The sequence below is a fragment of the Paenibacillus helianthi genome (assembly GCF_001909055.1).
Lineage (GTDB): Bacteria > Bacillota > Bacilli > Paenibacillales > Paenibacillaceae > Paenibacillus_AQ > Paenibacillus_AQ helianthi.
On record NZ_LVWI01000001.1, the window covers coordinates 629,868 to 653,276 of the forward strand.

Below are 23,409 nucleotides of genomic sequence, written 5' to 3' on the forward strand. Positions count from 1 at the left end.
ACTTGCAAAAAATCCGGCGGACCCGCCGGATTCTGCTCACTGTCACTATGGGTTCCCTTGAATACTCAAGAGGTTTTTTCTTTCGAGTCGGCACCTGTCCCAAGCGGAACCCCGCTCCGTCCAGCAAAGGCTGTCAGCAGCTCCTCTGTCTGTGTGCTGGTCCGGTGCTTGAAACAGAACTTGGCCGTTTCTCTGGCTTCAGAAGCCAGCGTGTTCAAGGCGCGGTGCTTCACCTTCAGCAACGCTTGAGGCGACATGCTGAGGTTGCTGATTCCCAGCTCCAGCCAGAGTGGCAAAGACCGTTCATCTGCAGCCATTTCACCGCATACACTAATTTCGATGCCCACACTCTGCGCTGCTTCCACGGTCATCCGGATCATCCGCAGTACTGCGGGATGGTATGGATGATACATATGGGCAATCTGTTCATTCATCCGATCTACCGCCAATACATACTGCACCAGATCGTTCGTGCCGATACTGAAGAAGTCAACCTCTTCTGCCAGAAGATCTGCAATCATCACCGCTGCCGGAACCTCAATCATAATGCCTACAGGCATGTTGCGGTTATACGGAACGCCAAGTTGATCGAGTTCTTCCTTGACCTCGTTCAAGACCGCTTTGGCAGCCTGTACTTCCTCAATGGAAGAAATCATCGGGAACATCATTTTCATATTCCCGTAATGACTGGCCCGCAGTATAGCTGTTATCTGGGTTTTGAACATGTCCTTACGGTCCAGACTGATGCGGATTGCCCGGTAGCCAAGAAATGGATTCTGCTCCTCGGGAAGCTGAAAATAATCCAGATGCTTGTCTCCCCCAATATCCAGTGTGCGGATGACCACCGTTTCGCTTCCTACTTTTTCAGCAACCAGCTTATAGACTTCGAACTGCTCCTCTTCCGTCGGGAAAGAAGTACGGTCCATATACAAAAATTCGGTCCGGAACAGTCCGACACCCTGCGCCCCGTATTTGAGCGCCATATCCAGCTCCTTCACGGAGCTGATATTGCCGGCCAATCGCAGCGGAACGCCATCTTTGGTCACGGCCTCCACGGTAGCGAGCAGTTCCAGCTGCTCTTTTTTGCGCTGCTGCTTCGCACGTCTGGATGCATAATCCTCCACGGTCTGTTCATCCGGGTAGAGCTGAACGACTCCGGCTTCACCGTCCATGACCAGCATATCGCCGGTCTGAATCGGAGTCAGGATCTTGTTCTCCAGCCCTGCTACCAGCGGAATACCGAGGGCCCGGGCCATAATGGACGAATGTGAGGTTTTACCCCCCATCATGGTTACGATGCCAAGCACATAGGTAGGATTCAAATGGGCCAGCTGAGAAGGTGAGAGCTCCTTGGCCACCAGAATATAAGGCTGTGTATCTGATGGCAGTGTGACCTCCGGCGCTCCCAGGAGATGCTTCAGCAGACGGTTGCCGACATCCTTGATATCGACAGCCCGTTCCTTCATATATTCATCGTCCAGCAGATCAAACATGGCGACAAAGTGGTCAATTGCTTCCTTGACTGCCACTTCGGCCGCCTTGTACTGACGCTCGATAATACCGCGGATTTCACTCATGAATACCGGATCATCCAGAATCGCCAGATGGGCGTCGAAAATGCTGGATTCCTCCGGCCCGACAACCTCACGGAATTCTCTTTTGATAAACTCAATCTCATCTTTAGAGGTACGGATGCCTTCGTATAGACGTTCAAATTCCTTCGCCAGATCTACAGGGTTCACCTGTGTGTCCGGCAGGCTCCATTCCCAGTTCGGCAAGACAAAGGCCTTCCCGATGGCTACACCTGCTGCGGCGCCTATGCCTTGTATCATGCTTCAATCCCTCCAACATTGCTTTCATGTAAAACTACGGACATCACAGAAGACTGTCCTTTTTTAACATTTTTAAATGGAGCATAGCTCCAGGATTTTACACGGTCCGGGTTGGTGATGACCATCGGGGTAGCTAATGAGGCTGCATGGTCACGTAAAAAGGTCAGGTCAAATTTGACCAGCAGCTGCCCTGGCTCCACACTGTCCCCTTCCTTCACGAGCGCCTCAAACGGCCCTTTTAGCTGTGAAGTATCGATCCCTATATGCATAAGCACCTCCAGCCCCTCTGGTGTAGAAATGCCTACTGCATGCATGGTTGGATATACGTGCATGACCTTGCCGAAGACCGGCGAGACGAGCTCTCCCTTTTCCGGGAAAAAGGCCACCCCGTCTCCAACCAGCTTCGCGGCAAAAATATGGTCAGGCACCTCTTCAATCGGCATCATCCGGCCCTGAATCGGCGAACTGAACAGCACTTGAGGCAAATCACGGAGCAGAAGCTTGTTGATCTCTTCACGGATCAGCTCCGAATAGGTCCCGAATACGACCTGAACATTTCCGCCGCCCAGCTTGATAATACCTGCTGAACCCAGGCCCTTCAGCGCCCCCGTATCTACATTTCTGTCATTGTGTACCGTTAATCTTAGCCTTGTGATACAGGCTTGCACCTGAACGATGTTTTCCTTCCCGCCCAGCGCTTCAAGGATCAATGGTGCCTGGTAAGGGATGTTACCCGCCCAGTCGCCAAGCTCCGAGCCTTCCTCACGTCCAGGAGTCGGAATCTGAAAGCGCCGGATTGCCCAGCGGAACACATTATAGTAGACAATGCCGTAGCCGATCCCAATCGGAATGAGCAGCCAGGCTCGCTGTGATAAATGCAGATTAAGGAAGAAGTCAATGGCCCCTGCAGAATAGGAGAAGCCATGATGAATGCCGAGCGCATAGGTCAGCACCATCGCCAGGCCGGACATGACCACATGAAGTGCGAACAAATAAGGAGAAGCAAACAAGAAAGCAAACTCGATCTGCTCCGATACTCCGGTCAAAAAGCAGACCAAAGCGGCGCGCAAAAACGTCTTCTTGATTTTGGGCTTCAAATCCTCACGCGCTTCCTGAATAATGGCAAACGCAATTGCCGGCAGCGCGAACATCATAATCGGAAACAGACCGGCCATAAATATACCCGCTGTAGGATCTCCGGCAAAAAAACGCGGCAAATCCCCCTGCACGACCGCGCTGCCGTCAGGTGTAGCATAGGTTCCCAGCTGAAACCAGAACAGATTATTCAAAATATGATGCAGTCCAAATGCCGTAAGCACCCTGTAAAGAACCCCGTAGACGAAGACTCCGTATCCGCCGGTCATCTGAATATCCCGGAACATAATATCAAGGCCATGCTGCAGCACCGGTGACAGTCCAAGCATCACCCAGGCGAACAGCGCGGAGAACAGTCCCATGAACAGCAAAACAAAACGCGATCCTCCAAAAAACTGGATCGCCTCCGGCAGCTTGATATTTTTGAACCGGTTATGCGCCACACCGGCAACAATTCCGAGGATAATTCCGATTAGTGTTGCAGGCTGTACAGCCCCGTATCCCATGTTGGAAACAATCCGGTCATAAGTGAACATCCCCGCGAGTGCCGCCATCCCCGCCGGTCCGGCCTGATTGGACAACCCCCACGCCACACCGACAGCAAACAAATAAGGCATGAAATAAAATATCCCCTGCCCCGCGTAAGTAGTCACTTCGGATACCGAAGAAAGTCCCCATGCAGACCACGGCAAGCTGCCCAGACTCAGCAGAATAGCCGCCGCCGGAAGCACCATGGTAGGAAGCATAATGGCTCTGCCCAACTGCTGCAAAGATCCGAGCCAATTCAAGGTGACCCTCTCCTTTCATTCTATATTGAATGGTAAGCGCTACAGCAGCTTTTGTCAAAAGATTATGAGCGCAAAGTTACCGGGAAAGTGAGGAATTTCATGTGGAAGACTGGTGCCGGTGCACCTAATGTACTTGATTAATCAGAGTGATGAAAAGCGGTTTGATTCTGAGAATATTATGCCCCTTCGTTGGCTCCTTCCCCGGAAAAAATAAAAAAGAACGTCCCGCTCCAAAGTGAAATGGAGCAAAGGACGTTCCTCGTCTTCATTAAGTATAACAATACCGCCTGAAATAACGACGGTTCTGGTGAAAATGATCCAGCGGATTCACATTAGCCGAACCCAGCGCAACCGTGAGGAAGGAAGAACCCTTAAGTTCAGGGGTCCCGCAGATTGGCTTCACCTTAAGCACTTACAACCGGCTGCGGCCTTTCATCGTGATCGCTTCCTCAACCTTAATGCAGCGGTCCATGATCGCAATCATATCGTGCTCAGCTGCGATGTCGGCAGCCTCCTGGCTGACAATGCCCTGCTGAAGCCAGAGGACACGCGCGCCAATGCCAGCGGCTTCCCGGGCTACGTCAGCGCAGTATTCACTGCGGCGAAACACATTGACAATGTCCACAGGCTCAGGGATTTCCGCCAGCGTATGATAGCATTTCTCGCCCAGAATCTCACCATCCACCGATGGATTGACCGGAATAATGCGATAGCCCCGGCTCTGCATGGCACCTGCCACCATATAAGAGGTGCGGTCTGTTTTGTCGGAGAGCCCGACTACAGCTATATTGCCCGCGGCAGCAAGGATTTCTCCAATCTGCTCCCGGCTTGGGTTCTCAAAGCTCATGTCTATTTCCCCTTTCCGTTTATCGTGCCGTTAATAGCCTAAGCTACATGGATGCTTTTTCCACCCGGCACGTAGTCATTTACTATTACATCATACAACGCAGCGAAAGAAGATCCAAATTATCAGTTTCAGCTAAAATCGCTGACTTTGCACAACCAAACCATGTGAACAGAATCAGGGCCCCAATAATCCTTAACCGTTATGAAGGGTTCTCCAAATTTCTGCAGCCATCTTGTCTGTGCACGTCTGTAGCCGCTGTCGAGGCAAAACTGATCCATTCCTTGTTTGCGCAGATATGCCATCAATTCCTTAATCAGGGCTGAACCTATACCTTGCCCTTGATACCTTGGCAAAATGTATAAACTCCCGAGCTCGCCAACATCATCAAGCTGATTTCCAGTACATGATTGAATATCCTCACCACAGGATGCAAATGAAATCGTGCCGACGACAGCCCCATCTAGTTGGGCAACGAGGAAATAGGGCTCTGAATGTTTGGAGTCCAGAGAAGCTTCAACCATTAATTTCTTTTTTTCAACTTCATGTTGAATATCCTCTGGCAAATGTCCCAGTCCTTCTTGTTCAAAGGCATCCGAGATCGAATCTTTAAAAAGCTGAAGTACCGACTGTATATTATCCTGAGTAAGCGGATTTATGCTTAATTGACTAACTTCAGTCATAGTTATGAACACCTCTGTTCAATTATCTCTATTCTACCCACTCCACATTTGCTCCAAGCGACCGCAGATGGTCGAAGTACTGCGGATATGATTTGGCAACATGGTGAGCATCTTTGATCCGCAGGGGCTGGCGGGCGCGGAGGCCAACTACGGTCAGCGCCATGATCACCCGGTGATCATAGTGTGCATTGATTGTCACACCGCCCTCAACGCCCTCAGGCTTACCGTGGACAATGATCTCATCCCGCCGCTCCTCTACACTTGCTCCGGCACGGGTAAGTTCAGCCAGATAGTCAGTAATGCGGTCGCATTCCTTGTATCTCAGATTCTCTACATTATAGAAACGTGAGGTTCCTTCAGCAAAAACGGCAGCTGCCACCATCGCGAGGACCGCATCCGTTGCCGCATCACCATCAAATTCCACAGCCTTTAGAATACCGTTGCCCTGTACATGCACCGTACCATTCTCATGGGTAAGCGGTACTTCCATCATGCGCAGTACATCAACAATCGCTCTCTCCCCTTGCTTGCTCTGTTCGGCAAGCCGGTGGATTTTCACATCCGATTTCGTGACTGCCGCCGCTGCAAGGACAGCTGCCGATCCAGGATAATCCCCCTGTACTGTATAGGATTTGGCTTCATAGGCCTGGCCGCCCGGCACCTTAAATGACATATAGTCCTCAGCAGCGTGAACGACAATCCCTGCCTGTTCCAGAACCTCCAGCGTCTGTCCTACTACCACTTTAGACTTCAAGTCATCCAGCACAATAATTTCGCTGTCTTCTTCAAGCAGCGGGGTCAGGAACAGCAAGGCGCTTAAATACTGCGAGCTGACCGCACCTGATACTGTGATCCGTCCACCCGCCGGTTTGCCACCGCGAATCGTGATCGGTAATCTGCCGTTATTATGTTCTACCTCTACACCTAGCTGGCCAAGCGCAGTAATCAGATCGTCATGCGGCCGTTTGCCCAAGGAATCGGGATACGTATTCACAAAGGTGACCTCAGGACTGAGGGCAGCCACAGCCATCAAAAACCGCAGCACCGCACCGGCATTGCCCACGTTCAGTTCCTTCACATCGCGGGGATGGCGGCCAAAGCCCTGAATGACGATTTTCTCCTCATCCTCCGTAAGCACAGCTCCCAGATCGGCAATGCATCTGCGGATCGCATCACTGTCTTCGCTGTGTGCCGGGTGATAGATTGTGCTGACTCCTTCCGATAATGCGGCGACCAGCAGGTAGCGTGTAGTGTAATTTTTGGAAGACAGGGCTCCAAATTCCCCTTGCAGGGTGGGTGTAGGCCTAACAATAACATCCATGATCTAAGCTCTCCTTATTGTATAGAATATATATTATGTATTGCTCGGTTTGACAGGGTAATCCGCAATTGTGTTATCATGAAGGCATTCTTCTAATGAAAAGAGGTCACAACCATGAATGAGATTCCCCAAATCACAGCAGGACAATTGCGGCAGCGTCTGGAGTCAGGTGAAGACCTTGTACTGATAGACGTCCGTGAAGACGACGAAGTCGCTTTCGGGATGATTCCCGGAGCACAGCACATTCCAATGGGTGAGATTCCGCAGCATACGGACGAGCTGCCTAAGGAAGCGGAGCTCATCTTCATTTGCCGCTCTGGCGCGCGCAGTCAGCGTGTCTGCGAATACTTGCAGCAGTTCGGCTTCAAGACATCCAACCTCAGCGGCGGAATGATTGACTGGAATGAAACTGCGGATGCCTAAGTCTATCACACATACGCTTAAAAGCTCAACCGCGGTAGTGCATTAAAATATACTCCGACACTTCTGCCACACTCCGCTTCGTTGTATCGACCGTGCAATGTGCGAAACGGTAAGCATCCCTGCGCTGTTCCAGAATCGCACGTACCCGTTCCTGTGCATTGCCGGCGAGCAGCGGCCGGTTCTCATCCCCGCTGACACGGGCGATAATCTCTTCCTCAGTAGCTGTCAGCGCGACCACAAGTCCTTTTTGCAGCATGATTTCCGCATTCCCCGGAGCCAGCACGGCGCCGCCGCCTGTGGAGATAATACGGCTTTCCCCTTCCAGCATTTCCTTCAGCACAGCCGATTCGATCTTGCGGAAATATTCCTCCCCGCCTTCAGCGAAGAGTTCGGCAATACTCCGTCCTTCATTCTGTATGATCACATGATCCAGGTCAACCAGCTCATAGCCCAGCTCCTCAGCAAGCAGTGCGCCCACCGTCGACTTCCCCGTGGCCATCATCCCGACCAGAATGATATTTTTATTGGCGTAATTCATAACGACCCTCCAACCGCGACATTTGTCATATCATAACACAGGGTGAAAACATTGCACAAACGCTAAATCTCTGAGCAGAAACGGCTTCGCGATCATCAAATAGAGACCACTTCCGCAAAAAAAGGCCCGAAAGCCCCCGCATTCACGCGAGTAGCCATTCGGGCCGCTGTCTGTAGCTTAAACCTGAATTTATTCAGACAACCAGTTGTGGTGGAAGACGCCTTCCTTATCCACACGTTTGAAGGTATGAGCACCGAAATAGTCGCGCTGTGCCTGAAGCAGATTCGCAGGCAGGCGTTCTGTACGGTAGCTGTCATAGTAAGCCAGGGCACTGGAGAAGCCTGGAACCGGAACACCTTGCATTACTGCAGCGGATACTACTTTCCGCCATGCGGACTGGTAGGAGTCCATGATGTCCTTGAAGAACGGATCAAGAAGCAGGTTCTTAAGCTCCGGATTGTTCTCGTAGGCATCGGTGATGTTCTGGAGGAAGCGGGAGCGGATAATGCAGCCGCCGCGCCAGATTTTGGCCAGGCTGCCGTACTTCAGATCCCAGTTATATTCCTCGGAAGCTACACGAAGCTGTGCAAACCCTTGAGCATAGGATACAATTTTGCTGGCGAACAAAGCTTTGCGGACATTCTCAATGAACTCGGCTTTGTCGCCCTGGAATGGCTCGGTTGCCGGGCCGCTCAGCACTTTGCTCGCTGCAACACGTTCTTCCTTCATAGCAGACAGGAACCGTGAGAATACGGATTCGGTAATCATGGACAGCGGCACGCCGAGATCCAGTGAGCTTTGGCTTGTCCATTTGCCTGTCCCTTTTTGACCGGCAGCATCGAGGATTACATCCACCATCGGCTTGCCGGTTTCTTCATCATATACTGCAAAAATGTCCTTGGTAATCTCGATCAGATAGCTGTCCAGCTCACCGTTGTTCCAGTCCGCGAAGATGCTGTGAAGTTCTTTGGCATCCAGTCCAAGAACATCCTTCAGCAAATGGTAGGCTTCGCCAATCAGCTGCATGTCGCCGTATTCGATACCGTTATGCACCATTTTCACATAGTGTCCGGCACCGTCAGGTCCAATATATGTACAGCAAGGCTCTCCGTCCACTTTGGCCGAGATTGCCGTAAGAATAGGTTCAACCAGCTTATAGGCGCTTTCTTGACCGCCAGGCATAATGGAAGGTCCTTTGAGTGCGCCTTCTTCACCGCCGGAAACACCTGTACCGATGAAGCGGAAGCCTTTTTCCTCCAATTCCTTATTGCGGCGAACCGTATCAGGGAAATAGGCGTTGCCCCCGTCGATGATGATATCGCCCTGATCCAGATGTGGCAAAAGCTGCTCGATTGTAGCATCGGTTGCTTTACCGGCCTGAACCATGATTAGAATTTTACGCGGCACTTCCAGCGATTCAACAAATTCCCCGATGGAAAAAGTTCCTACAAGGTTTTTGCCTTCCGCTTCGCTGATAAGGTCATGAGTCTTCTCCGGGGAACGGTTATATACCGATACTGTGAAGCCTCTGCTCTCGATGTTAAGAGCCAAGTTTTTACCCATTACTGCCAAGCCAATCACACCGATTTGTTGTTTTGCCATCTGGTTCTCCACCCTTTGCATCTTATATTTTTGTGAAATCCATTTCTCGCAGTATTAGAATACCATCCTTTATCAGAGACAGCAAAGTTCAGCCTGCTTGAAAACGATCAATTTCATTGACAAATTCCTGCGTAAATCGTGGAAATTGCTCACAACGAGTATTTTAACGTTTTTGCCGCCAGAAGTGAACCCCTGTTCAAAACCGAAACCGGTCCTTGCCCAAAGGAGTATGCGGGTGCGTGAAAGCGGGATAAAAATCTAATGGTTGTGAGCGACGCCAAATAAATGCGCATACAACCGTTAGTAAAGAAACCTCCGTTAATGGGGCTGATTAAGCGCTTTGACCATTAGCGCAGCAATGTAACCAAACAGTTCGCTCATTCGAGGCAAATCCGTTGATCAAGCACCACTTCCAGGTTGAGCCGGAAATCCTCCAGCTAACTCTTGTTATTCTTAAGCCGATGTTTTATATTGACATAAGAGCAGGTCAATAATAAAAGAGGTGAACGGACGAGATGACTCCACGCACGAAGGAACAAAACGAAGATATCCGGCTGCGGCGTCTGGCGCAAATCCGTAAAGCGGCTGCCGATGTCTTTTTGAATAAAGGGCTTTTACTGGAAATCCGCGATGTGGCCGCGCAGGCGGGACTCGGCTATGGCACGGTGTACCATTATTACAGCAATAAGGGCGATTTGCTCCACGATCTGCTATGGGACGCGTTGGAGCGGTCCGGGGGATGGCTGGAGGCCGCGTTAGAGGCTCCGCTGAAGCCCCCGTTAGAGGCTCCACTAAAGGTTCCGCTGGAGGTCACGCGCGCTTCGGCTTCGTTGGAAACGCCGGCGGGCGGGCATTTGGGCTTAGCTGCTGCGGTGGACACGGAAAACTCGGCTGCGGCGGATTCCCGAAGCCGAAACCCCGAAACGGCCGCTGCCGCAGAGCTTGGCCCCGTCGCCGCTGCCAGCGTCCGGCTGCTGCAGCTTTGGGCGGAGGACCACGCCCTGTACCTGCTGCATAAGCTGGCCGGTGAGGGCTTTGCCTCGCTGCCTGAAGCACGCTCGGCCCTGCTCTCGGCCGCTTTCCGCCGGGAGGTGCTCGCGCCGCTGGCCAAGCTGCTGGAATCCGGGCGTGCGGCGGATGGGGCTGTCGCTCCCGGAGGAGACACGGCGGAGCTGCCGTATCGGCTACAACGCGCGGAAATGCTGCTGGCCGCCTTGGTCGGCTGCGCCTCGCTTTCGCTTCGCCGCGGAAAGCTGCATGAGGAGGCCAGGGATATCGTCCTGTTTTTAAAATTGTAAAATGGAAAAGGAGCGAACAAATACAAGATGATTATTTTAAAATCACCCAGGGAAATCGAAGAAATGAAGCCGGCGAGCCAAATCATCGCGGACTGCTACCGCGAGGTAACCAAACTGATCCAGCCTGGGATCACCACCCGGGAAATCAATGACTTTGTTGCAGGGCATATCACCAAGCTGGGCGGTAAGCAGTTTACCAAAGGGTACAATGGCTTCCCCGCCGAAACCTGCATTTCGGTCAACGATGTGGTGGCCCACGGTATTCCTTCGAACCGGGTGCTTATGGACGGCGATTTACTGAAGCTCGACATTGTCGTGGAATATGGCGGATGGTTCGGCGATTCGTGCTACTGCTATGCGGTGGGCAATATCCGGCCGGAGGCGCAAAAATTAATGAAGGTGGCAAAGGAATGTCTGGAGCTGGGGATCGCCCGGGCACTCCCCGGGGGCCGGCTCGGCGACATAACGTCGGCGATTCAACAGCATGCGGAAGCGAACGGGTTCTCAGTCGTACGCGATCTGCTGGCGCACGGGATCGGGCGGAGTCTGCACGAGGAGCCGAGCTACGAGCATATCGGCGTAGCCGGCAAAGGCATTCGGTTAAAGGAAGGCATGGTGTTTACGATTGAACCGATGATCAACGAAGGTACGTTCCATATCACGATTGACGACGATGAATGGACGGCAAGAACGGCCGACGGCAAGTTGTCAGCGCAATATGAGCATACGATCGCTATCACGCCGGACGGACCGCTGATTTTAACTGCCCAGTAAGTAAACAAGACACCCCATAAGCGGGATGCCCTGGCCTAACCTGAATTTCGGCTGTATCACCATTCAAGCATATTCAGTTCCCTTGTCAATACCAGAAGCCTGGCTTTGCATGCTGCTATCCGTTCCGTATCCTTGGCCTGAATGGCCTTGTGGAGCTGGTCCAGAACCTCATCCACCTCTAGCCTGCGGTCGCGGATCCGCTCTTCCCCATCCACAGAGAAGAACAGCTTTGTCAGCTCCTGATCAGAGAGCAGCGGGCCTTTCTGGTAGAGCACACGCTGCTGGTAGCCGGAGATTTCCACCAGCCGGATCACTTCGCCGAACAAAATATTTTCAATAATGATCTGGCGGTCGCGAAACCGCTTAACGACGGCATGCCCCCGCATATCACCAATCAGCTTCTCCATCCACTCAGACAGGCGCGCATCACGGATCATATAATCTCCCACCAGTTTGAAGCCTTCCTTAATCCGCTGGAAACGCAGCTTCACAAGCTTGCGGCCGGTGCGCACCGAGATAAGAAAAACCGTTTCATTCTCGCTCCAATAAAGGGAATAGCCTTCCTTAATCAAGTCCTTGATCAGATCCTGGAGATGCTGTCTGTCAAAGCGCAGCTCCAGATTGCAATACTCGACTTCGTCGTTTTTGTTCACGGCACTCCCCCCTAACTGCTTTGTTACAGCAAAGCCAGCTTCATTAGCTTAACTTAGAGCAGAACCGACTGCCGGACCTCAACCTGCTTTATAAAACTTTGCGTTCGTCTTGCTCTTATTTTATACTTCATTTTATGTAGCGGTAACTTGGTTTATTGACTATTTTTACCCGCTTTCTACCTTTTCCAAACGCTTTACTTCAGTTTTGCTCCAAATAACTTATCTGTAATGCAAGTACAGAGGGCTATGCAGACTTTAATCTGCTGTTTTATGATATCTCACCATTATTCATACGAGGAGACGCTGCAATGCCATTTCAAGGATTTACCACTGATGATTTTGATGTATTTCAGATTGACGGTCTGGAGCCGCGCATGAATGCGCTGATCGCAAGAGTCCGGCCTAAGCTGAACGAGCTGGGCGATGAAGTCGCCCCTCTATTATCCTCACTTACGGGGGAGGAAATGTTCCCGCATGTAGCCAAACATGCCCGCCGGACCGTTCATGCGCCGAATGATACCTGGGTGGCATGGGGTCCGAATAAAAGGGGATACAAGGCGCTGCCGCATTTTCAGGTTGGCATGTTTCAGAGTCATCTCTTTATTGTTTTTGCCATCATTTATGAAAGCACTAATAAAGTGACTTTTGCTGAGGCGCTGCTCCGGAACATGGACGACATCCAATCAGAGCTTCCAGGCGGGTATTTCTGGTCCACAGATCATTTGGATTCAAAGGGAATACCGCATGCCGGCATGGGTAAGCCCGCATTCACCGAGCTCTCGCGCAAGCTTAAGGAGGTTAAGAAAGCCGAGGTCACGTGCGGACTTCGCATCGATAGAGAGGACCCGCTGTTATCCGATGGCGGTAAGCTTCTCACCGTAGTCCGGCAGACTTTCGAGACTTTGCTTCCGCTCTACCGCATGTCCTTCTAAATTTCCGTGCGTTGTCATTCTCTGCTTAGTGCCTGTTCTGCCCGCTTCTAGACGGCAAAAAAGCCGCTGCTTCCGGAATCCTCCGGTGGCCAGCGGCTTTTGCAGTTTTTAAATACTATCTTTAATCACATCTAGCTTGTCCAGGTCTTCCGCCCGGTTCTATGGACAATAAGCAGATGCAGCCCGAACAGCAGCACCATAACAAAAGCACTGGCCAGAAAGGGAGCGCTGTGCCCCACTGAATCCCAGAGTTTCCCTGAGATCACAGGACCAGCCACCATACCGGAGCCCTGCAGCGTCAGGAACAGTCCCCATACGGTTCCTCTCTCACCCTTAGGTACCTGCTTGGCCAAAAAAGCATTCCAGGCCGGGAGAATCAAGGCATAGCTGATACCTACAAGCGCTACTGCACAGAAGGCGAGCGGCAGCCAGCGCACCTGTGAAAAAAAGGCCAGCGAGCCCGCGGCGAGCAGAAATCCGATGTTCAGGAAAATGGTTGTTCCGATCCGGTCCACCAGTTTGCCGGCCGGAATCAGTGCCAGTACGGTAATGCCGCCCCCTGCAATCAGCAGCAGGCTGAATTGGTTCGGCGTCACATGCAGCTCGGAACGGGCAAACAGGGTGACCACAGGGGTCATGAGGCCTATCGCAAAGGCCTGCAGAAAGAGTGCAGGAAACAACAAGCGGCTGACCTTCAGCGAGGTTCTGACCTGATGCCATGTCCGCTTCAAACTTTCCAGCGGTTTCATCCGTCTGCCCACGACCGCCGCTCCCTCTTCTCCCCGATCCCGCACAACCGCATGAGGCGCATGACTTCCTATCCTTGACGGCAGCAGCAGTGCAACGGCCGCGACAGCTGCGGCACAGCCCATAAGCACCAGAAATACGGCCCGGTAGCTCTGTCCGCCATGATCCATCAGAAAGTTGACTGTGATGGGGCCGATCCCGGTTCCAGCTAGTGAGGCCATCTCCACAGCACCCATGGCCGCCCCGCTGCTTCCGCTTTTCGTCGAACCGGCCAGCTCGGTAATACCAGTCATGGTACAAGGCCAGAGCGGTGAGGTGCCAATGCCCAGAATCAGACAGGCAACCGATAACCATAGTGCATCTTTGGCATAAATGATTAGTCCAACCGCCACCAGAATCAGCAGCAGAGCCCCTGTCATCGTCCAGCGGTATCCAATGCGTTCCATGACCCAGCCCGACGGGCTGCGGAACAGATTGTCTCCCAGGTATTGCATTGCAAACGAGAAGCCAACGACTGTTACTGAAAGTCCAAGGATATTCTCCATATAAACCGGCAGAAGGGCTACCAGTAGTGATCCTTTTACAAATTCCACCAGAAAAATAATTACCCACATCTCCATAATGAACGGAGAGGCTAAATTGATATGCATACGTTCAGCTACTTTGCCAGACATTCCATCACATCCTAGTATTATGGTGATTGATTTGTTATACTGATGCTTGCTTGAAAAAATTACTCTTCACGAAAGGTTGTGACAGCATTAAATGGATCAACATGTAACTCCCCTCTTCACCGCTCTCAAAAAGCATGCCGCCGGAAATCCAGTTCAATTTCATATTCCCGGGCATAAGAAGGGGCTAGGAACCGATGCCGAATTCCGTGAGTTTATCGGCGATAACGCTCTATCCATAGATTTGATCAACATCGCACCGCTTGATGATCTTCATCAGCCTACCGGCGTAATTCTTGAAGCTCAAAAACTGGCTGCGGAGGCTTTCGGCGCCGACTATACCTATTTTAGCGTACAAGGCACGAGCAATGCCATCATGACTATGATCCTCTCTGTCTGCTCGGAAGGAGACAAAATTATTGTACCGCGCAACATTCACAAATCCGTGATGTCAGCGATTATTTTCTCCGGAGCCAAGCCTGTTTTTGTCTCTCCTGTACAGGATGAGAATCTTGGGATAGACCACGGTATTACCACCAGCGCACTCGAGAAGGCCTTAAGGCGCCATCCCGATGCCAAGGGTGTACTTGTTATCAATCCAACATATTTTGGCGTTTGTGCCGATTTGCGTTCGATTGTCGACCTGGCCCACAGTTACGGCGTTCCCGTACTGGTGGACGAGGCACATGGAGTATTGATTCATTTTCATGAGGATCTCCCGGTATCGGCCATGCAGGCCGGAGCGGATATGGCAGCCACCAGTGTACACAAGCTTGGCGGCTCCATGACACAGAGCTCGGTGCTCAACCTGAATGCCAAGACCGGCCTGGTCAACCCGCAGCGGGTTCAAACCATTCTCAGCATGCTGACTACAACTTCAACTTCATACATCCTGCTGGCATCCCTGGATACCTCCAGACGTAATTTGGCCCTGAACGGCCACGAGATGGCTGCAAGAACCATTGCCCTATCGAACTATGCCCGTGATACCATTAACAGCATTGAAGGCCTCTACAGCTTCGGCAAAGAAATTCTGGGTACGGAAGCAACGTTCAATATTGACCCGACCAAGCTGAACATCCATGTGCGCCACCTCGGCATCACCGGTTACGAAACGGAGAACTGGCTGCGCCAGAAATACAACATTGAAGTTGAGCTTAGCGACATGTATAACATTCTTTGCCTGATTACGCCAGGAGATACCCAGGAATCGGTAGATAAGCTCATTGCCGCACTGAAAGTACTCTCCGCCATTCATTACAGCAAAGGTGAAATCTATGAGCTCAAGGTGCAGGTGCCGGAAATTCCGCAACTGGCACTGATTCCGCGGGATGCATTCTATGCCGATACCCAGCTGGTTCCTTTCCGTGAATCCGCTGGCTACATCATCGCAGAATTCATTTACGTATATCCTCCGGGGATTCCGATTCTGCTCCCAGGTGAAGTAATTACCCAGGATAACATCGATTACATCATCGATCATGTGGAAATCGGGCTGCCGGTCAAAGGTCCGGAGGACCGCAGTATCACGAACGTCAAAGTCATCGTGGAGGCGGACCCGATCTCCTGATCGCCTCCCCTTCATACATTCAACATACAAAAACCCGATACTTCTTCAGTATCGGGTTTTTGTATGCAAGCCTCGCAGGTCTTGTCCAATATCGAGAGGCCCACTTTGCTTCATGAAATCTATTCTTGCTGGGCAAGCAGCTCGTTGTAAGCTTCTTCAACAGCTTTCCATTCAGCTTCATCTTCAATGTTGTAAAGCACCATTTCTTCATCTTCTTCTTCCATGCGCAGAATGATGCCGTCTGCCTCAGGGTTTTCGCGTTCCAGCAGCAGTGCATATAACTTCTCGCCTACGTCGAACGTTTCCACCAGCACCATTTCCACATCTTCGCCCTGCTCGTTCGTCAAGGTCAGCACAAACTCCTCGTGCTCATGGTCGTGATCATGTCCGCAACCGCATGCTTCACCATGTTCATGGCCATGCTCATGTTTGTGATCGCTCATTGTAATACCTCACTTTGAATTGAATTATCCTACATTTGGTATCGTAACACGTAAGATAAGCAAAGGTCAATTTGAGGGTGCTCTGAATTGATCAATCCAGCGCAGTGATTACTTTCTCTGACACAAGTACATAATCCGTACCTTTGGAAGGTTTGATATAGAAGCCAACCCGGTATTTTCCGGAATCCTTGAAATCATAGGTGAACTCCGAAGTCGGAAACCAGAAGTCCTCTTTCTTCGAGCCCCCCAGTTCCTGGGACTGGATATCCTTCACGTTGCCCGACGGGTCCGTGATCGCAACCTTTACCGCCGCAACATCCTCGGTCAGACTGTCTACCTGGGTCAGCACCTTGATCTTTAGCTTGCCTACATTCACATTGCCAAAAACATTATCACCTTTAAACAGAACAATATGCACATTGGGTCTCAGGATGCTCAGTTTACCAGAACCATCCCAGCTGACAATACCCCCTGCTTCTCTGGCGGGAATGTAGGCTTTGCCGTCAATCAAGTAACCGCCATCCGATATTTCCTTGCCGTTGCTCCATACTCTGATCTTCTGATTAACGGCATCTGCAAATAATAATGAACCGCCCATTAAGGAAAACACAACCATACACAGCGCTATTTTTTTCCATCTCATCACTAGAGACCCTCCAAGTAATTCATGCTGTTAATGTATACTGTAAAAATTGCGACAAGTTGCGGAATGACAGGGAATTATTTCATTCCTTTTGTGAAGAATGATACGATAGAATAAATAGATTCGGCCATGAATTCCAGGAGGGTTTTTCACCATGACAATTGACTTGCAAATGCTGGGCACAGGGGATGCCTTTTCCACAAAATACTATAATAACAACGCGTTGCTTCAGGTTAACGGATATACACTGCTGATCGACTGTGGAGTGACCGCACCCAAGGCTATGAAGGCACTAGGGAAATCTTTCCATGAGGTGAACGAAACACTGATCACTCATATTCATGGCGATCATATCGGCGGATTGGAAAATCTGGCCCATACCATCAACCGGGAACCACACGGCGGCAAAATGACACTGCTGCTAGCAGAGACCCTGATAGAACCGTTATGGCAGCACCCTTTGCTTCATAAACTTCATGAGGAGGGTAACCGGTTCCTGTCCGATGTTTTTGATATCAAACCGCTGGAAGCGGGTATCTCCTATCCTTTGGCGCCCTCACTAACCGTGGAGCTGATCCGCACACCGCATATCCCCGGAAGGGACAGCTATTCACTACTGCTGAATGAGAAGGTTTTTTACAGTGCGGATCTGACCTTTCAGCCTGAGCTTCTGCTCAGCCTTGTCCGTGAGCGCGGGATCGCAAGAATTCTTCATGATTGCCAGCTTCGCGGACATGGGCAGGTCCACACTACCCTCAAAGAGCTGATGTCCTTGCCGGAGGAAGTACGGAAACTCATTCTGCTGATGCATTACAGCGATGAGAAACCGGGTTTTGAAGGCCTGACGGGAGAAATGGAGTTTTTGGAACAGCACAGGATCTATAGTCTTTAATAAAGTTTGACATACAAAAAAAGGCCGGACAGCAGCGTCAATGTACGCCTGTCCGGCCTTTCCTATCTATACCGCCTTAAAACTGCGGAAGCCGATCCAGATTATTGGTGGGATCGCCGTCCGCATCCCCGCGGATATACATCTCGCCATCTTTACCTTTGAACACATTCACTCCGGCAATAGCGCCTGCCTGGACCTCCTGCAACGCCTGCTGATAATCCAGCACCCGCCCTGAAGAGGTCTGGAAGCTGGTCAAATCTCCGTCACCGTTACGCTGAGCCGCAATAAACCGTTCGCGTGTACTGCTCATTTGGAATCTGCTCCTTCGCATTTGGATTGTCCATGGTCAGACTCCCCTTAGCGTGTCCTCCGAAGCAACATAATATGTACCCACTTGCCCGTTTACAGCGCCTTTTCCATCCGCACATGCAGGATACCGGCATCATAGAAAGGCTCCTGGGAAATTACCTTGTAACCCAGCTTCTTGTAAAACTCTTCTGCGTGGCACTGGGCGTCCAGAATGGAGGCTTCAAGACCGATCTCCCGGGCCAGCTCTTCCAGCGCCAGTAAAAGAACCCTTCCGTACCCCTTGCTGCGATAAGCTTTATGGACGGCTATCCGCTGCATTTTGGCCGCTCCGGCTTTATAATAGATCAGTCTTCCAGTTGCTACCGGAATCCCCTCATCCACAAGAAGCATATGATGGGCGTTGTCCCCCACTACATCATATTCATCAAGTTCCTCTTCCACTGGAACCTTCTGTTCTTCCACAAATACCTTTTTACGGATATCCAGCCCCATTTGGAGTTGTTCATCTGTAGTTACATGTACAATTTCTGCTGCCATTGTCTTTTGGGTCTCCTCTCCATAGGTCAAAATGATAGTTGACCCATTATACAGAAATTCCATTTCTCTGTACAGAGCAAGAAAGCAGGCCCTCCAGACGCCGCTATTGCGTGGAATAGACATTTTCCGGGATTGAACGGCTATATACATCCTCTAGTACCGGGGACAGCCTGTTGTCGGCCGGGTTAAGCGGCCCTTCCAGGTCAGACATCCGGTGGAGCTCCACCACTCCGGGCGCCTCATCCCGAACCGCACATCCCGCCATTCCCATAAGCACAAGCAAACAGACTGCGGCTCTCACCAGTAATCTTCTGCTCATAAGCATACTCCTCCTATCCTTTAGCTTTTTACAGCTTTGACGGTTTGGAGTGCTGCTAAACGGGGGATCACAGATTTACATTTCCCACTACATGCACCAGGTACATCAGGAAGCCGATACATCCTGCAAGTGCAAAATAGGCTGCACCGAATTTCCAGCGCGAGCTAGCCGGCACCTCATAATATTTATCGTTCTCAAATACCGTATATTGGACCTCACATTGTGCATTCAAGTGCAGTCCGTTCTCTGCCGTCACCTGGTCAAGTCCGGTCAGTTTGACCTTCTCAATGATGCACTGTACAGGAAGTCTGGCGGTTCCGTAATAATCCAGGCTTTCGTAACGGATGCCGAGATATTGCTGGCGCTCCAGATCACTGTAGGTAGTAAACGGCAAGTCCCTTTTGTGTTCGGGCCCCGGAATCAGATACCCTTGTTCCCGCAAATGCTCTACAGGAATCAGGAATCTGAACACAACCGTTCTCACCTGACTGTTCTTGCGCCGGCTGATATATTTCTTGTACAAATCATAGGCAAACAGCACCCAGATAATCAGGAACAGGATCGACTTCAGGTACAGAATCACACCCAAACCGCCAATCAGCCCTACCAGCCAGAGCCAGCGCGTGACCGCAGTCGCAATACGCCCTCCATCCAGCGGATGGATCGGCAGCAAATTCAGAAGGTTGAGGAGAAATCCGATATAGGCCAGCGAATACAACAGCGGACTGTGATAATAATAGGCGAATGCAAAAACAACTGCCGCTCCTGCGCTGCCCAAAAGCGGACCGCCAAAAGCTACATAAGCCTCCATTTTCGCATCAAGCGGCTGTTTTTTCATGGTAATTAAAGCTCCCAGAAAAGGGATGAACAACGGAGCACTCACCGGCAGACCAATCCTCTTGGCGGCGATTACGTGTCCGAGCTCATGAACAAACAGCAGCAGGACAAATCCGATGGCGAATTGCCAAGGATAGATCAGTGCATAGGCCCCTACGGAAACCATCATGGATATCAGCGGACCGGCGATTTTCCCCAGCTTTAAAAGTGACAGTATCGCCTTTCCTTTCAGGAGCAGCATGGCTGCCCCGCCTCCCAGCCATTTTAGTCCGGCGGAAGTTTTATTCTTTTGTTCATTGGGCTCTGGCAAATTCTTTGCTCCTTTTCTTCGTTTGATTCAAGATTATCATGTTGACGGCAGTGATTCCACTATTCCGGAGGGAGCAGGAGAACGAGACAAAAAAAACCTCCAGCAACCGATTACCATCAATCAAGCTGCGGAAGGGAACGGAATTCAGACTCTATTAATAGAAGAAACCGGCACCGCATCATGGGCATTCCATAGCTCCTCTCTAATCCGGAGAACCGTTCCCGAAAAAAATATTGCCTTCACCTTACATCCTGTGGTATTATAAATTTCGTTGCAGGACGGTAGCTCAGCGGGAGAGCACTATCTTGACAGGGTAGGGGTCATGGGTTCGAACCCCATCCGTCCTATACTGCATCACTCTTCAAAACTCCTTATTTTATAAGGAGTTTTTTCTTTTTGCTTCCTGTTACCACCGCACTCTGAATTCGTTAGAAAAAACTTCCCTGGAACTGCGATTATCCCGAAGGATTTAGCAGATGGCATCTGGCGCGCGAAGGAATTGCTTGCCTTTCGTCTTCTGGAGTTGGAGGAAAAAGGAGAGGCGTTCCCCGTGCCTTCCCTTCCAGATCATATTGAGCTTGAAGACTCTACAGACCGTATTGTCTTCGTTGATGTGTTCCTGCCGCCGTATAAGGACGCGGCCGCTAATAAGTCAGTAACTAAGAATTGTTCAATTCCAAAATGGATGCGTGACGCGGGTGATGCGGCAGGATTGAATTATTCTTTGCTTCTGCAAAACGCGGTTAAAGAAGCGCTTCGCATCGAAGCAAATAGCCAATAATGGCAATTGAACTGTCCGCCTGACGATGGCTGGATGGGAACCAGCCGAAACTCACTCCCCTATTTTGGAGAGTGAGTCGTGGGAACCCGCTACGAGTTGGCCGTGCATGGCTGGCCTTTATATATAATGTCCTTTGTACATCTTGGCCATTTCTTTATTTGGCAAGCACGGCCGCATTGTTATCTAAAACAGATATTTTCTCTACTTCTCCGTTATCATTGAACATAACCGAAACGTGATAAATCTTTGTTCTATCTTCTGGTTCAACGGGCATATCTGTTAAATATTTTTTTTCGACTGAATCATAAATGTAATCCAAATTTTTAGTTTTTTCTATGGCATTGTCATTACCATAAATATTTTTTATATCTTCTTTGTTCATATTAATTTCGGCACCTTGTGTCGTCTTATATATGCCTTTGGATTCCTCTCCTATTAAGATAGCTACAACGGAGTTATCTCTGTAGATAACAGCGACACCGTTTTCATAAAACACCATATTCTTTAATTTGCTTTCTTCGCTTTCTCCAAGAACCTTTTCGACATTCGCGCGACTCATACCATAACGTACAATTTCCTTATCATTATCCACCTTTACTATACCAAGATCATCAGTGCTAATTCCACTTTTTGACGCTCCACAAGCAGTCAACAAAATCAGAAACAATAATGCAAGTACCCTGCGGCTCATTATTATCCCCCTCGACAGTTTTTCTAAAGTTTACCATGAGCCGATAAAAGAAAAAAGCCCTGACCGGTGACCGGCAGGGCTTTCATAATCCCAAACGCTTGAGAATTTGTTTTTTATATTTTCAGTATTGCCCCCAGCTCAGAAGTATACTTTGTCAATTGTATACTTATCTCCGCGCGCAGCACATCCCGGGTCATTCCAAAACGCTCAGTATACCCCCTGCAATTAATATTATGGTAGATAACAAAATCAGTCTGCTCGTGCCAAGGATTTTGATATTGGATTGTTTAAGCTCTCGCCGCATCCGGTACTGGTCCTGCTTGATCCACTCCAACACAGCATTTCCGGCCATCAAATAAAGTCGCTTGAGGATATTTTTAGAATGCTCTATATCAGCTAAACTATTTCGCACCATCTGCTCCATATACTGCAGTAGTATGTAATCGCGGAGCGTGGTCCGCTCCTCAATTGTTATGTTACTCATCCAGCAAGCCCCCATACAAGAACGTTTGTTTGTATTACAACCAAACATACGTTCTTTATACAATGAGTAAGGTATCCTTTGATTGGGATAAAAAAGAATTTCACTGTGTTCACTCACTTTATTGCAGATATATACATATATGTTTAGACAATCCTTGTTAAGTTTTGTAAGGTCGATATCTATAATACATAATGAGGAGTGTAACAAATGAAAAAAATAAAGTTACTTATAGTTTTTTTGCTTATTTTTGCATCACTGCCTGTTACAGGGGCGTTCGCCGCTGTAACTAATACTCTTTACTTTAAATCTATGGCAACAAATCCAGGGCGTTCAATGGTAGTATGGTTGGATAAAGGAGAGTTTACGGGAACGATTTATTTTACTGATGGCACAAACCAAAAAATTAGCGGTAACGTCCATAAAACTTTTAATTACACTGATACTAGACAAGAAGTAGTTAACTATATTGAATTAGAAATGCCTTCAGATAGTAAAATTCTAAATATGTATATAGCCGAACAATTAAATGGTTCTGGTACTACTTTGTATTCTTTTAAACCAGATGATTATACATTGAGTCCTCCGACACCGACAACACCACCAGAACCTTCAACTCCCCCTACTCCTTCACCAACTGCTACTACGCCTCCAACTCCAACTCCATCTGCATCACCAATACCAACAGCAACTCCAACACCGTCAGCGACAACAACGCCATCAGCAACACCTACTGCAACTCCATTAGCTTCAGCTACTCCGAAGCCAACGCCAACTACAACGCCCGAACAACCAATCGACGATCGAGCTATCCTTACAATTACATTAGTTAACGGAACAGAAAAAGAATATGATCTTCCTATTGCTGAAGTTGATGCATTCTTGACCTGGTATGATGCTCGAGATGCCGGTAGAGGCCCTGGCATGTATGCAATTGACAAGCACACAAACAATAAAGGTCCCTTCAAAAAGCGTAAAGATTATGTTGTCTTTGATAAAATCCTTACCTATGAAGTAAGTGAGTACACAGCAGGCGAATAATCCTTCCCAACACTTACCCCCTCTTTCCTCTATAGCCAAACGCTATAATTGAATAGAGGAGCCATTCCTGTAATGAATTAATTTGAGGTTTGAATGAAAAAAGCGCCAGCTGTATACTGGGAAACGTTCCGTCCAGAGAACAAATTCCAGCGCAGGAGGCACTCAACATGAAGTATAAACAATCGAAGAAACAGAATCAACGGATTATGAGAATTTCCGACAAGACCCTTGTCGTAGGGGCAGACATCGCTAAGGAAACCCATGTGGCCCGAGCCATTGACTTTCGGGGAATTGAACTGGGGAAAGATTGTGTATTCTCCAATACACGAACAGGTCTGGAGCAACTGGTACAGT

Annotated in this window: 24 protein-coding genes, 1 tRNA gene and 2 pseudogenes; 10 read left to right on the forward strand and 17 right to left on the reverse strand. The window is 49.8% G+C overall.

The window, feature by feature from the left end; translation table 11 throughout:
* Window positions 1-65 precede the first annotated feature (65 nt).
* From ptsP to aroA, 5 genes are all read right to left on the reverse strand, one after another.
* Window positions 66-1,832: a phosphoenolpyruvate--protein phosphotransferase gene (gene ptsP / locus A3844_RS02770; RefSeq protein ID WP_074088557.1), complete on the reverse strand. Its 1,767-nt coding sequence runs from the start codon at window positions 1,830-1,832 to the stop codon at window positions 66-68.
* On the reverse strand, window positions 1,829-3,715 hold the full coding sequence (locus A3844_RS02775) for a glucose PTS transporter subunit IIA (RefSeq protein WP_074106524.1): 1,887 nt from the start codon (window positions 3,713-3,715) through the stop codon (window positions 1,829-1,831). Before A3844_RS02775 ends, ptsP begins: the two co-directional genes overlap by 4 nt.
* A 412-nt stretch (window positions 3,716-4,127) precedes the next feature.
* Window positions 4,128-4,562 carry a CoA-binding protein gene (locus tag A3844_RS02780; RefSeq protein ID WP_074088555.1) on the reverse strand — a complete coding sequence of 145 codons (435 nt, stop codon included), beginning with the start codon at window positions 4,560-4,562 and terminating at the stop codon, window positions 4,128-4,130.
* Between the two features lie 128 nt (window positions 4,563-4,690).
* Window positions 4,691-5,242 (reverse strand): GNAT family N-acetyltransferase, encoded by a 552-nt coding sequence (locus A3844_RS02785; protein WP_074106525.1) that lies wholly within the window; start codon window positions 5,240-5,242, stop codon window positions 4,691-4,693.
* A gap of 28 nt (window positions 5,243-5,270) precedes the next feature.
* Window positions 5,271-6,563 (reverse strand): 3-phosphoshikimate 1-carboxyvinyltransferase, encoded by a 1,293-nt coding sequence (gene aroA, locus A3844_RS02790; protein ID WP_074101652.1) that lies wholly within the window; start codon window positions 6,561-6,563, stop codon window positions 5,271-5,273.
* A 114-nt stretch (window positions 6,564-6,677) separates the two neighbouring features.
* Between aroA and A3844_RS02795 the strand changes: the two genes are divergently transcribed.
* A complete protein-coding gene (locus A3844_RS02795) occupies window positions 6,678-6,986 on the forward strand; it encodes a rhodanese-like domain-containing protein (protein ID WP_074088552.1) in 309 nt (102 codons plus the stop codon).
* Window positions 6,987-7,011: 25 nt separating this feature from the next.
* Here the strand turns inward: A3844_RS02795 and A3844_RS02800 are convergent, their stop codons facing one another.
* Window positions 7,012-7,524 carry a shikimate kinase gene (locus A3844_RS02800; protein WP_074106526.1) on the reverse strand — a complete coding sequence of 171 codons (513 nt, stop codon included), beginning with the start codon at window positions 7,522-7,524 and terminating at the stop codon, window positions 7,012-7,014.
* A gap of 189 nt (window positions 7,525-7,713) precedes the next feature.
* The gene (gene gndA, locus A3844_RS02805; protein ID WP_074101650.1) at window positions 7,714-9,126 is read right to left on the reverse strand and encodes an NADP-dependent phosphogluconate dehydrogenase; all 1,413 of its coding nucleotides are present in this window, start codon (window positions 9,124-9,126) and stop codon (window positions 7,714-7,716) included.
* 515 nt (window positions 9,127-9,641) lie between these two features.
* On the opposite strand from gndA, the gene A3844_RS02810 reads away from it, so the two are divergent.
* A complete protein-coding gene (locus tag A3844_RS02810) occupies window positions 9,642-10,424 on the forward strand; it encodes a TetR/AcrR family transcriptional regulator (RefSeq protein ID WP_074106527.1) in 783 nt (260 codons plus the stop codon).
* A 27-nt stretch (window positions 10,425-10,451) separates the two neighbouring features.
* Window positions 10,452-11,198 (forward strand): type I methionyl aminopeptidase, encoded by a 747-nt coding sequence (gene map / locus A3844_RS02815; RefSeq protein WP_074106528.1) that lies wholly within the window; start codon window positions 10,452-10,454, stop codon window positions 11,196-11,198.
* A gap of 56 nt (window positions 11,199-11,254) precedes the next feature.
* Here map and A3844_RS02820 read toward each other — a convergent pair whose 3' ends face one another.
* Window positions 11,255-11,851 carry a hypothetical protein gene (locus A3844_RS02820; protein WP_074088547.1) on the reverse strand — a complete coding sequence of 199 codons (597 nt, stop codon included), beginning with the start codon at window positions 11,849-11,851 and terminating at the stop codon, window positions 11,255-11,257.
* 308 nt (window positions 11,852-12,159) lie between these two features.
* Here A3844_RS02820 and A3844_RS02825 point away from each other — a divergent pair, with 308 nt between their 5' ends.
* Window positions 12,160-12,783: a YktB family protein gene (locus A3844_RS02825; RefSeq protein ID WP_074106529.1), complete on the forward strand. Its 624-nt coding sequence runs from the start codon at window positions 12,160-12,162 to the stop codon at window positions 12,781-12,783.
* A gap of 131 nt (window positions 12,784-12,914) precedes the next feature.
* Here the strand turns inward: A3844_RS02825 and A3844_RS02830 are convergent, their stop codons facing one another.
* Window positions 12,915-14,204 (reverse strand): MFS transporter, encoded by a 1,290-nt coding sequence (locus tag A3844_RS02830; protein ID WP_074088545.1) that lies wholly within the window; start codon window positions 14,202-14,204, stop codon window positions 12,915-12,917.
* Between the two features lie 91 nt (window positions 14,205-14,295).
* Between A3844_RS02830 and A3844_RS02835 the strand changes: the two genes are divergently transcribed.
* Window positions 14,296-15,771, forward strand: coding sequence for an aminotransferase class I/II-fold pyridoxal phosphate-dependent enzyme (locus A3844_RS02835; RefSeq protein WP_074088544.1), 1,476 nt, complete (start codon window positions 14,296-14,298; stop codon window positions 15,769-15,771).
* Window positions 15,772-15,890: 119 nt separating this feature from the next.
* On the opposite strand, the gene A3844_RS02840 is transcribed toward A3844_RS02835, so the two are convergent.
* Together A3844_RS02840 and A3844_RS02845 are read right to left on the reverse strand one after the other, a co-directional pair.
* Window positions 15,891-16,214 (reverse strand): DUF1292 domain-containing protein, encoded by a 324-nt coding sequence (locus A3844_RS02840; protein WP_019911532.1) that lies wholly within the window; start codon window positions 16,212-16,214, stop codon window positions 15,891-15,893.
* 91 nt (window positions 16,215-16,305) lie between these two features.
* Window positions 16,306-16,857 (reverse strand): flagellar hook assembly protein FlgD, encoded by a 552-nt coding sequence (locus A3844_RS02845; RefSeq protein WP_074088543.1) that lies wholly within the window; start codon window positions 16,855-16,857, stop codon window positions 16,306-16,308.
* A gap of 154 nt (window positions 16,858-17,011) precedes the next feature.
* Here A3844_RS02845 and A3844_RS02850 point away from each other — a divergent pair, with 154 nt between their 5' ends.
* Entirely contained in the window at window positions 17,012-17,749 is a 738-nt protein-coding gene (locus A3844_RS02850; RefSeq protein WP_074106530.1) for an MBL fold metallo-hydrolase, read from the forward strand.
* A 76-nt stretch (window positions 17,750-17,825) separates the two neighbouring features.
* Here A3844_RS02850 and A3844_RS02855 read toward each other — a convergent pair whose 3' ends face one another.
* From A3844_RS02855 to A3844_RS02870, 4 genes are all read right to left on the reverse strand, one after another.
* A complete protein-coding gene (locus tag A3844_RS02855) occupies window positions 17,826-18,059 on the reverse strand; it encodes a DUF3892 domain-containing protein (RefSeq protein ID WP_074101646.1) in 234 nt (77 codons plus the stop codon).
* Window positions 18,060-18,151: 92 nt separating this feature from the next.
* Window positions 18,152-18,595 carry a GNAT family N-acetyltransferase gene (locus tag A3844_RS02860; RefSeq protein WP_074088683.1) on the reverse strand — a complete coding sequence of 148 codons (444 nt, stop codon included), beginning with the start codon at window positions 18,593-18,595 and terminating at the stop codon, window positions 18,152-18,154.
* A 103-nt stretch (window positions 18,596-18,698) separates the two neighbouring features.
* On the reverse strand, window positions 18,699-18,914 hold the full coding sequence (locus A3844_RS02865; RefSeq protein WP_074106531.1) for a hypothetical protein: 216 nt from the start codon (window positions 18,912-18,914) through the stop codon (window positions 18,699-18,701).
* A gap of 67 nt (window positions 18,915-18,981) precedes the next feature.
* Entirely contained in the window at window positions 18,982-20,061 is a 1,080-nt protein-coding gene (locus tag A3844_RS02870; protein WP_074106532.1) for a site-2 protease family protein, read from the reverse strand.
* Between the two features lie 275 nt (window positions 20,062-20,336).
* Between A3844_RS02870 and A3844_RS02875 the strand changes: the two genes are divergently transcribed.
* A tRNA-Val gene (locus tag A3844_RS02875) sits at window positions 20,337-20,408 on the forward strand.
* Window positions 20,409-20,560: 152 nt separating this feature from the next.
* A complete protein-coding gene (locus tag A3844_RS02880; RefSeq protein ID WP_167374619.1) occupies window positions 20,561-20,842 on the forward strand; it encodes a hypothetical protein in 282 nt (93 codons plus the stop codon).
* 154 nt (window positions 20,843-20,996) lie between these two features.
* On the opposite strand, the gene A3844_RS02885 is transcribed toward A3844_RS02880, so the two are convergent.
* Window positions 20,997-21,533 (reverse strand): hypothetical protein, encoded by a 537-nt coding sequence (locus A3844_RS02885; RefSeq protein ID WP_074106534.1) that lies wholly within the window; start codon window positions 21,531-21,533, stop codon window positions 20,997-20,999.
* Window positions 21,534-21,646: 113 nt separating this feature from the next.
* Window positions 21,647-22,065, reverse strand: a pseudogene (locus A3844_RS02890) (YhjD family protein).
* A gap of 159 nt (window positions 22,066-22,224) precedes the next feature.
* On the opposite strand from A3844_RS02890, the gene A3844_RS32645 reads away from it, so the two are divergent.
* Together A3844_RS32645 and A3844_RS02900 are read left to right on the forward strand one after the other, a co-directional pair.
* Entirely contained in the window at window positions 22,225-23,055 is an 831-nt protein-coding gene (locus A3844_RS32645) for a hypothetical protein (protein WP_167374620.1), read from the forward strand.
* Between the two features lie 167 nt (window positions 23,056-23,222).
* Window positions 23,223-23,409, forward strand: a pseudogene (locus tag A3844_RS02900) (IS110 family transposase); the annotation flags it as partial.

Excerpts from the sequence above, each read along its gene's own strand:
- A3844_RS02785 (WP_074106525.1), bottom strand. The coding sequence starts at position 5,242 with ATGACTGAAGTTAGTCAATTAAGCATAAATCCGCTTACTCAGGATAAT.
- A3844_RS02830 (WP_074088545.1), bottom strand. The coding sequence starts at position 14,204 with ATGTCTGGCAAAGTAGCTGAACGTATGCATATCAATTTAGCCTCTCCG.
- A3844_RS02840 (WP_019911532.1), bottom strand. The coding sequence starts at position 16,214 with ATGAGCGATCACAAACATGAGCATGGCCATGAACATGGTGAAGCATGC.
- A3844_RS02885 (WP_074106534.1), bottom strand. The coding sequence starts at position 21,533 with ATGAGCCGCAGGGTACTTGCATTATTGTTTCTGATTTTGTTGACTGCT.
- A3844_RS02780 (WP_074088555.1), bottom strand. The coding sequence starts at position 4,562 with ATGAGCTTTGAGAACCCAAGCCGGGAGCAGATTGGAGAAATCCTTGCT.
- aroA (WP_074101652.1), bottom strand. The coding sequence starts at position 6,563 with ATGGATGTTATTGTTAGGCCTACACCCACCCTGCAAGGGGAATTTGGA.
- A3844_RS02855 (WP_074101646.1), bottom strand. The coding sequence starts at position 18,059 with ATGAGCAGTACACGCGAACGGTTTATTGCGGCTCAGCGTAACGGTGAC.
- A3844_RS02810 (WP_074106527.1), top strand. The coding sequence starts at position 9,642 with ATGACTCCACGCACGAAGGAACAAAACGAAGATATCCGGCTGCGGCGT.
- A3844_RS02865 (WP_074106531.1), bottom strand. The coding sequence starts at position 18,914 with ATGAGCAGAAGATTACTGGTGAGAGCCGCAGTCTGTTTGCTTGTGCTT.
- A3844_RS02800 (WP_074106526.1), bottom strand. The coding sequence starts at position 7,524 with ATGAATTACGCCAATAAAAATATCATTCTGGTCGGGATGATGGCCACG.
- A3844_RS02835 (WP_074088544.1), top strand. The coding sequence starts at position 14,296 with ATGGATCAACATGTAACTCCCCTCTTCACCGCTCTCAAAAAGCATGCC.
- A3844_RS02825 (WP_074106529.1), top strand. The coding sequence starts at position 12,160 with ATGCCATTTCAAGGATTTACCACTGATGATTTTGATGTATTTCAGATT.
- A3844_RS02845 (WP_074088543.1), bottom strand. The coding sequence starts at position 16,857 with ATGAGATGGAAAAAAATAGCGCTGTGTATGGTTGTGTTTTCCTTAATG.
- A3844_RS02850 (WP_074106530.1), top strand. The coding sequence starts at position 17,012 with ATGACAATTGACTTGCAAATGCTGGGCACAGGGGATGCCTTTTCCACA.
- A3844_RS02795 (WP_074088552.1), top strand. The coding sequence starts at position 6,678 with ATGAATGAGATTCCCCAAATCACAGCAGGACAATTGCGGCAGCGTCTG.
- map (WP_074106528.1), top strand. The coding sequence starts at position 10,452 with ATGATTATTTTAAAATCACCCAGGGAAATCGAAGAAATGAAGCCGGCG.
- gndA (WP_074101650.1), bottom strand. The coding sequence starts at position 9,126 with ATGGCAAAACAACAAATCGGTGTGATTGGCTTGGCAGTAATGGGTAAA.
- ptsP (WP_074088557.1), bottom strand. The coding sequence starts at position 1,832 with ATGATACAAGGCATAGGCGCCGCAGCAGGTGTAGCCATCGGGAAGGCC.
- A3844_RS02860 (WP_074088683.1), bottom strand. The coding sequence starts at position 18,595 with ATGGCAGCAGAAATTGTACATGTAACTACAGATGAACAACTCCAAATG.
- A3844_RS32645 (WP_167374620.1), top strand. The coding sequence starts at position 22,225 with ATGAAAAAAATAAAGTTACTTATAGTTTTTTTGCTTATTTTTGCATCA.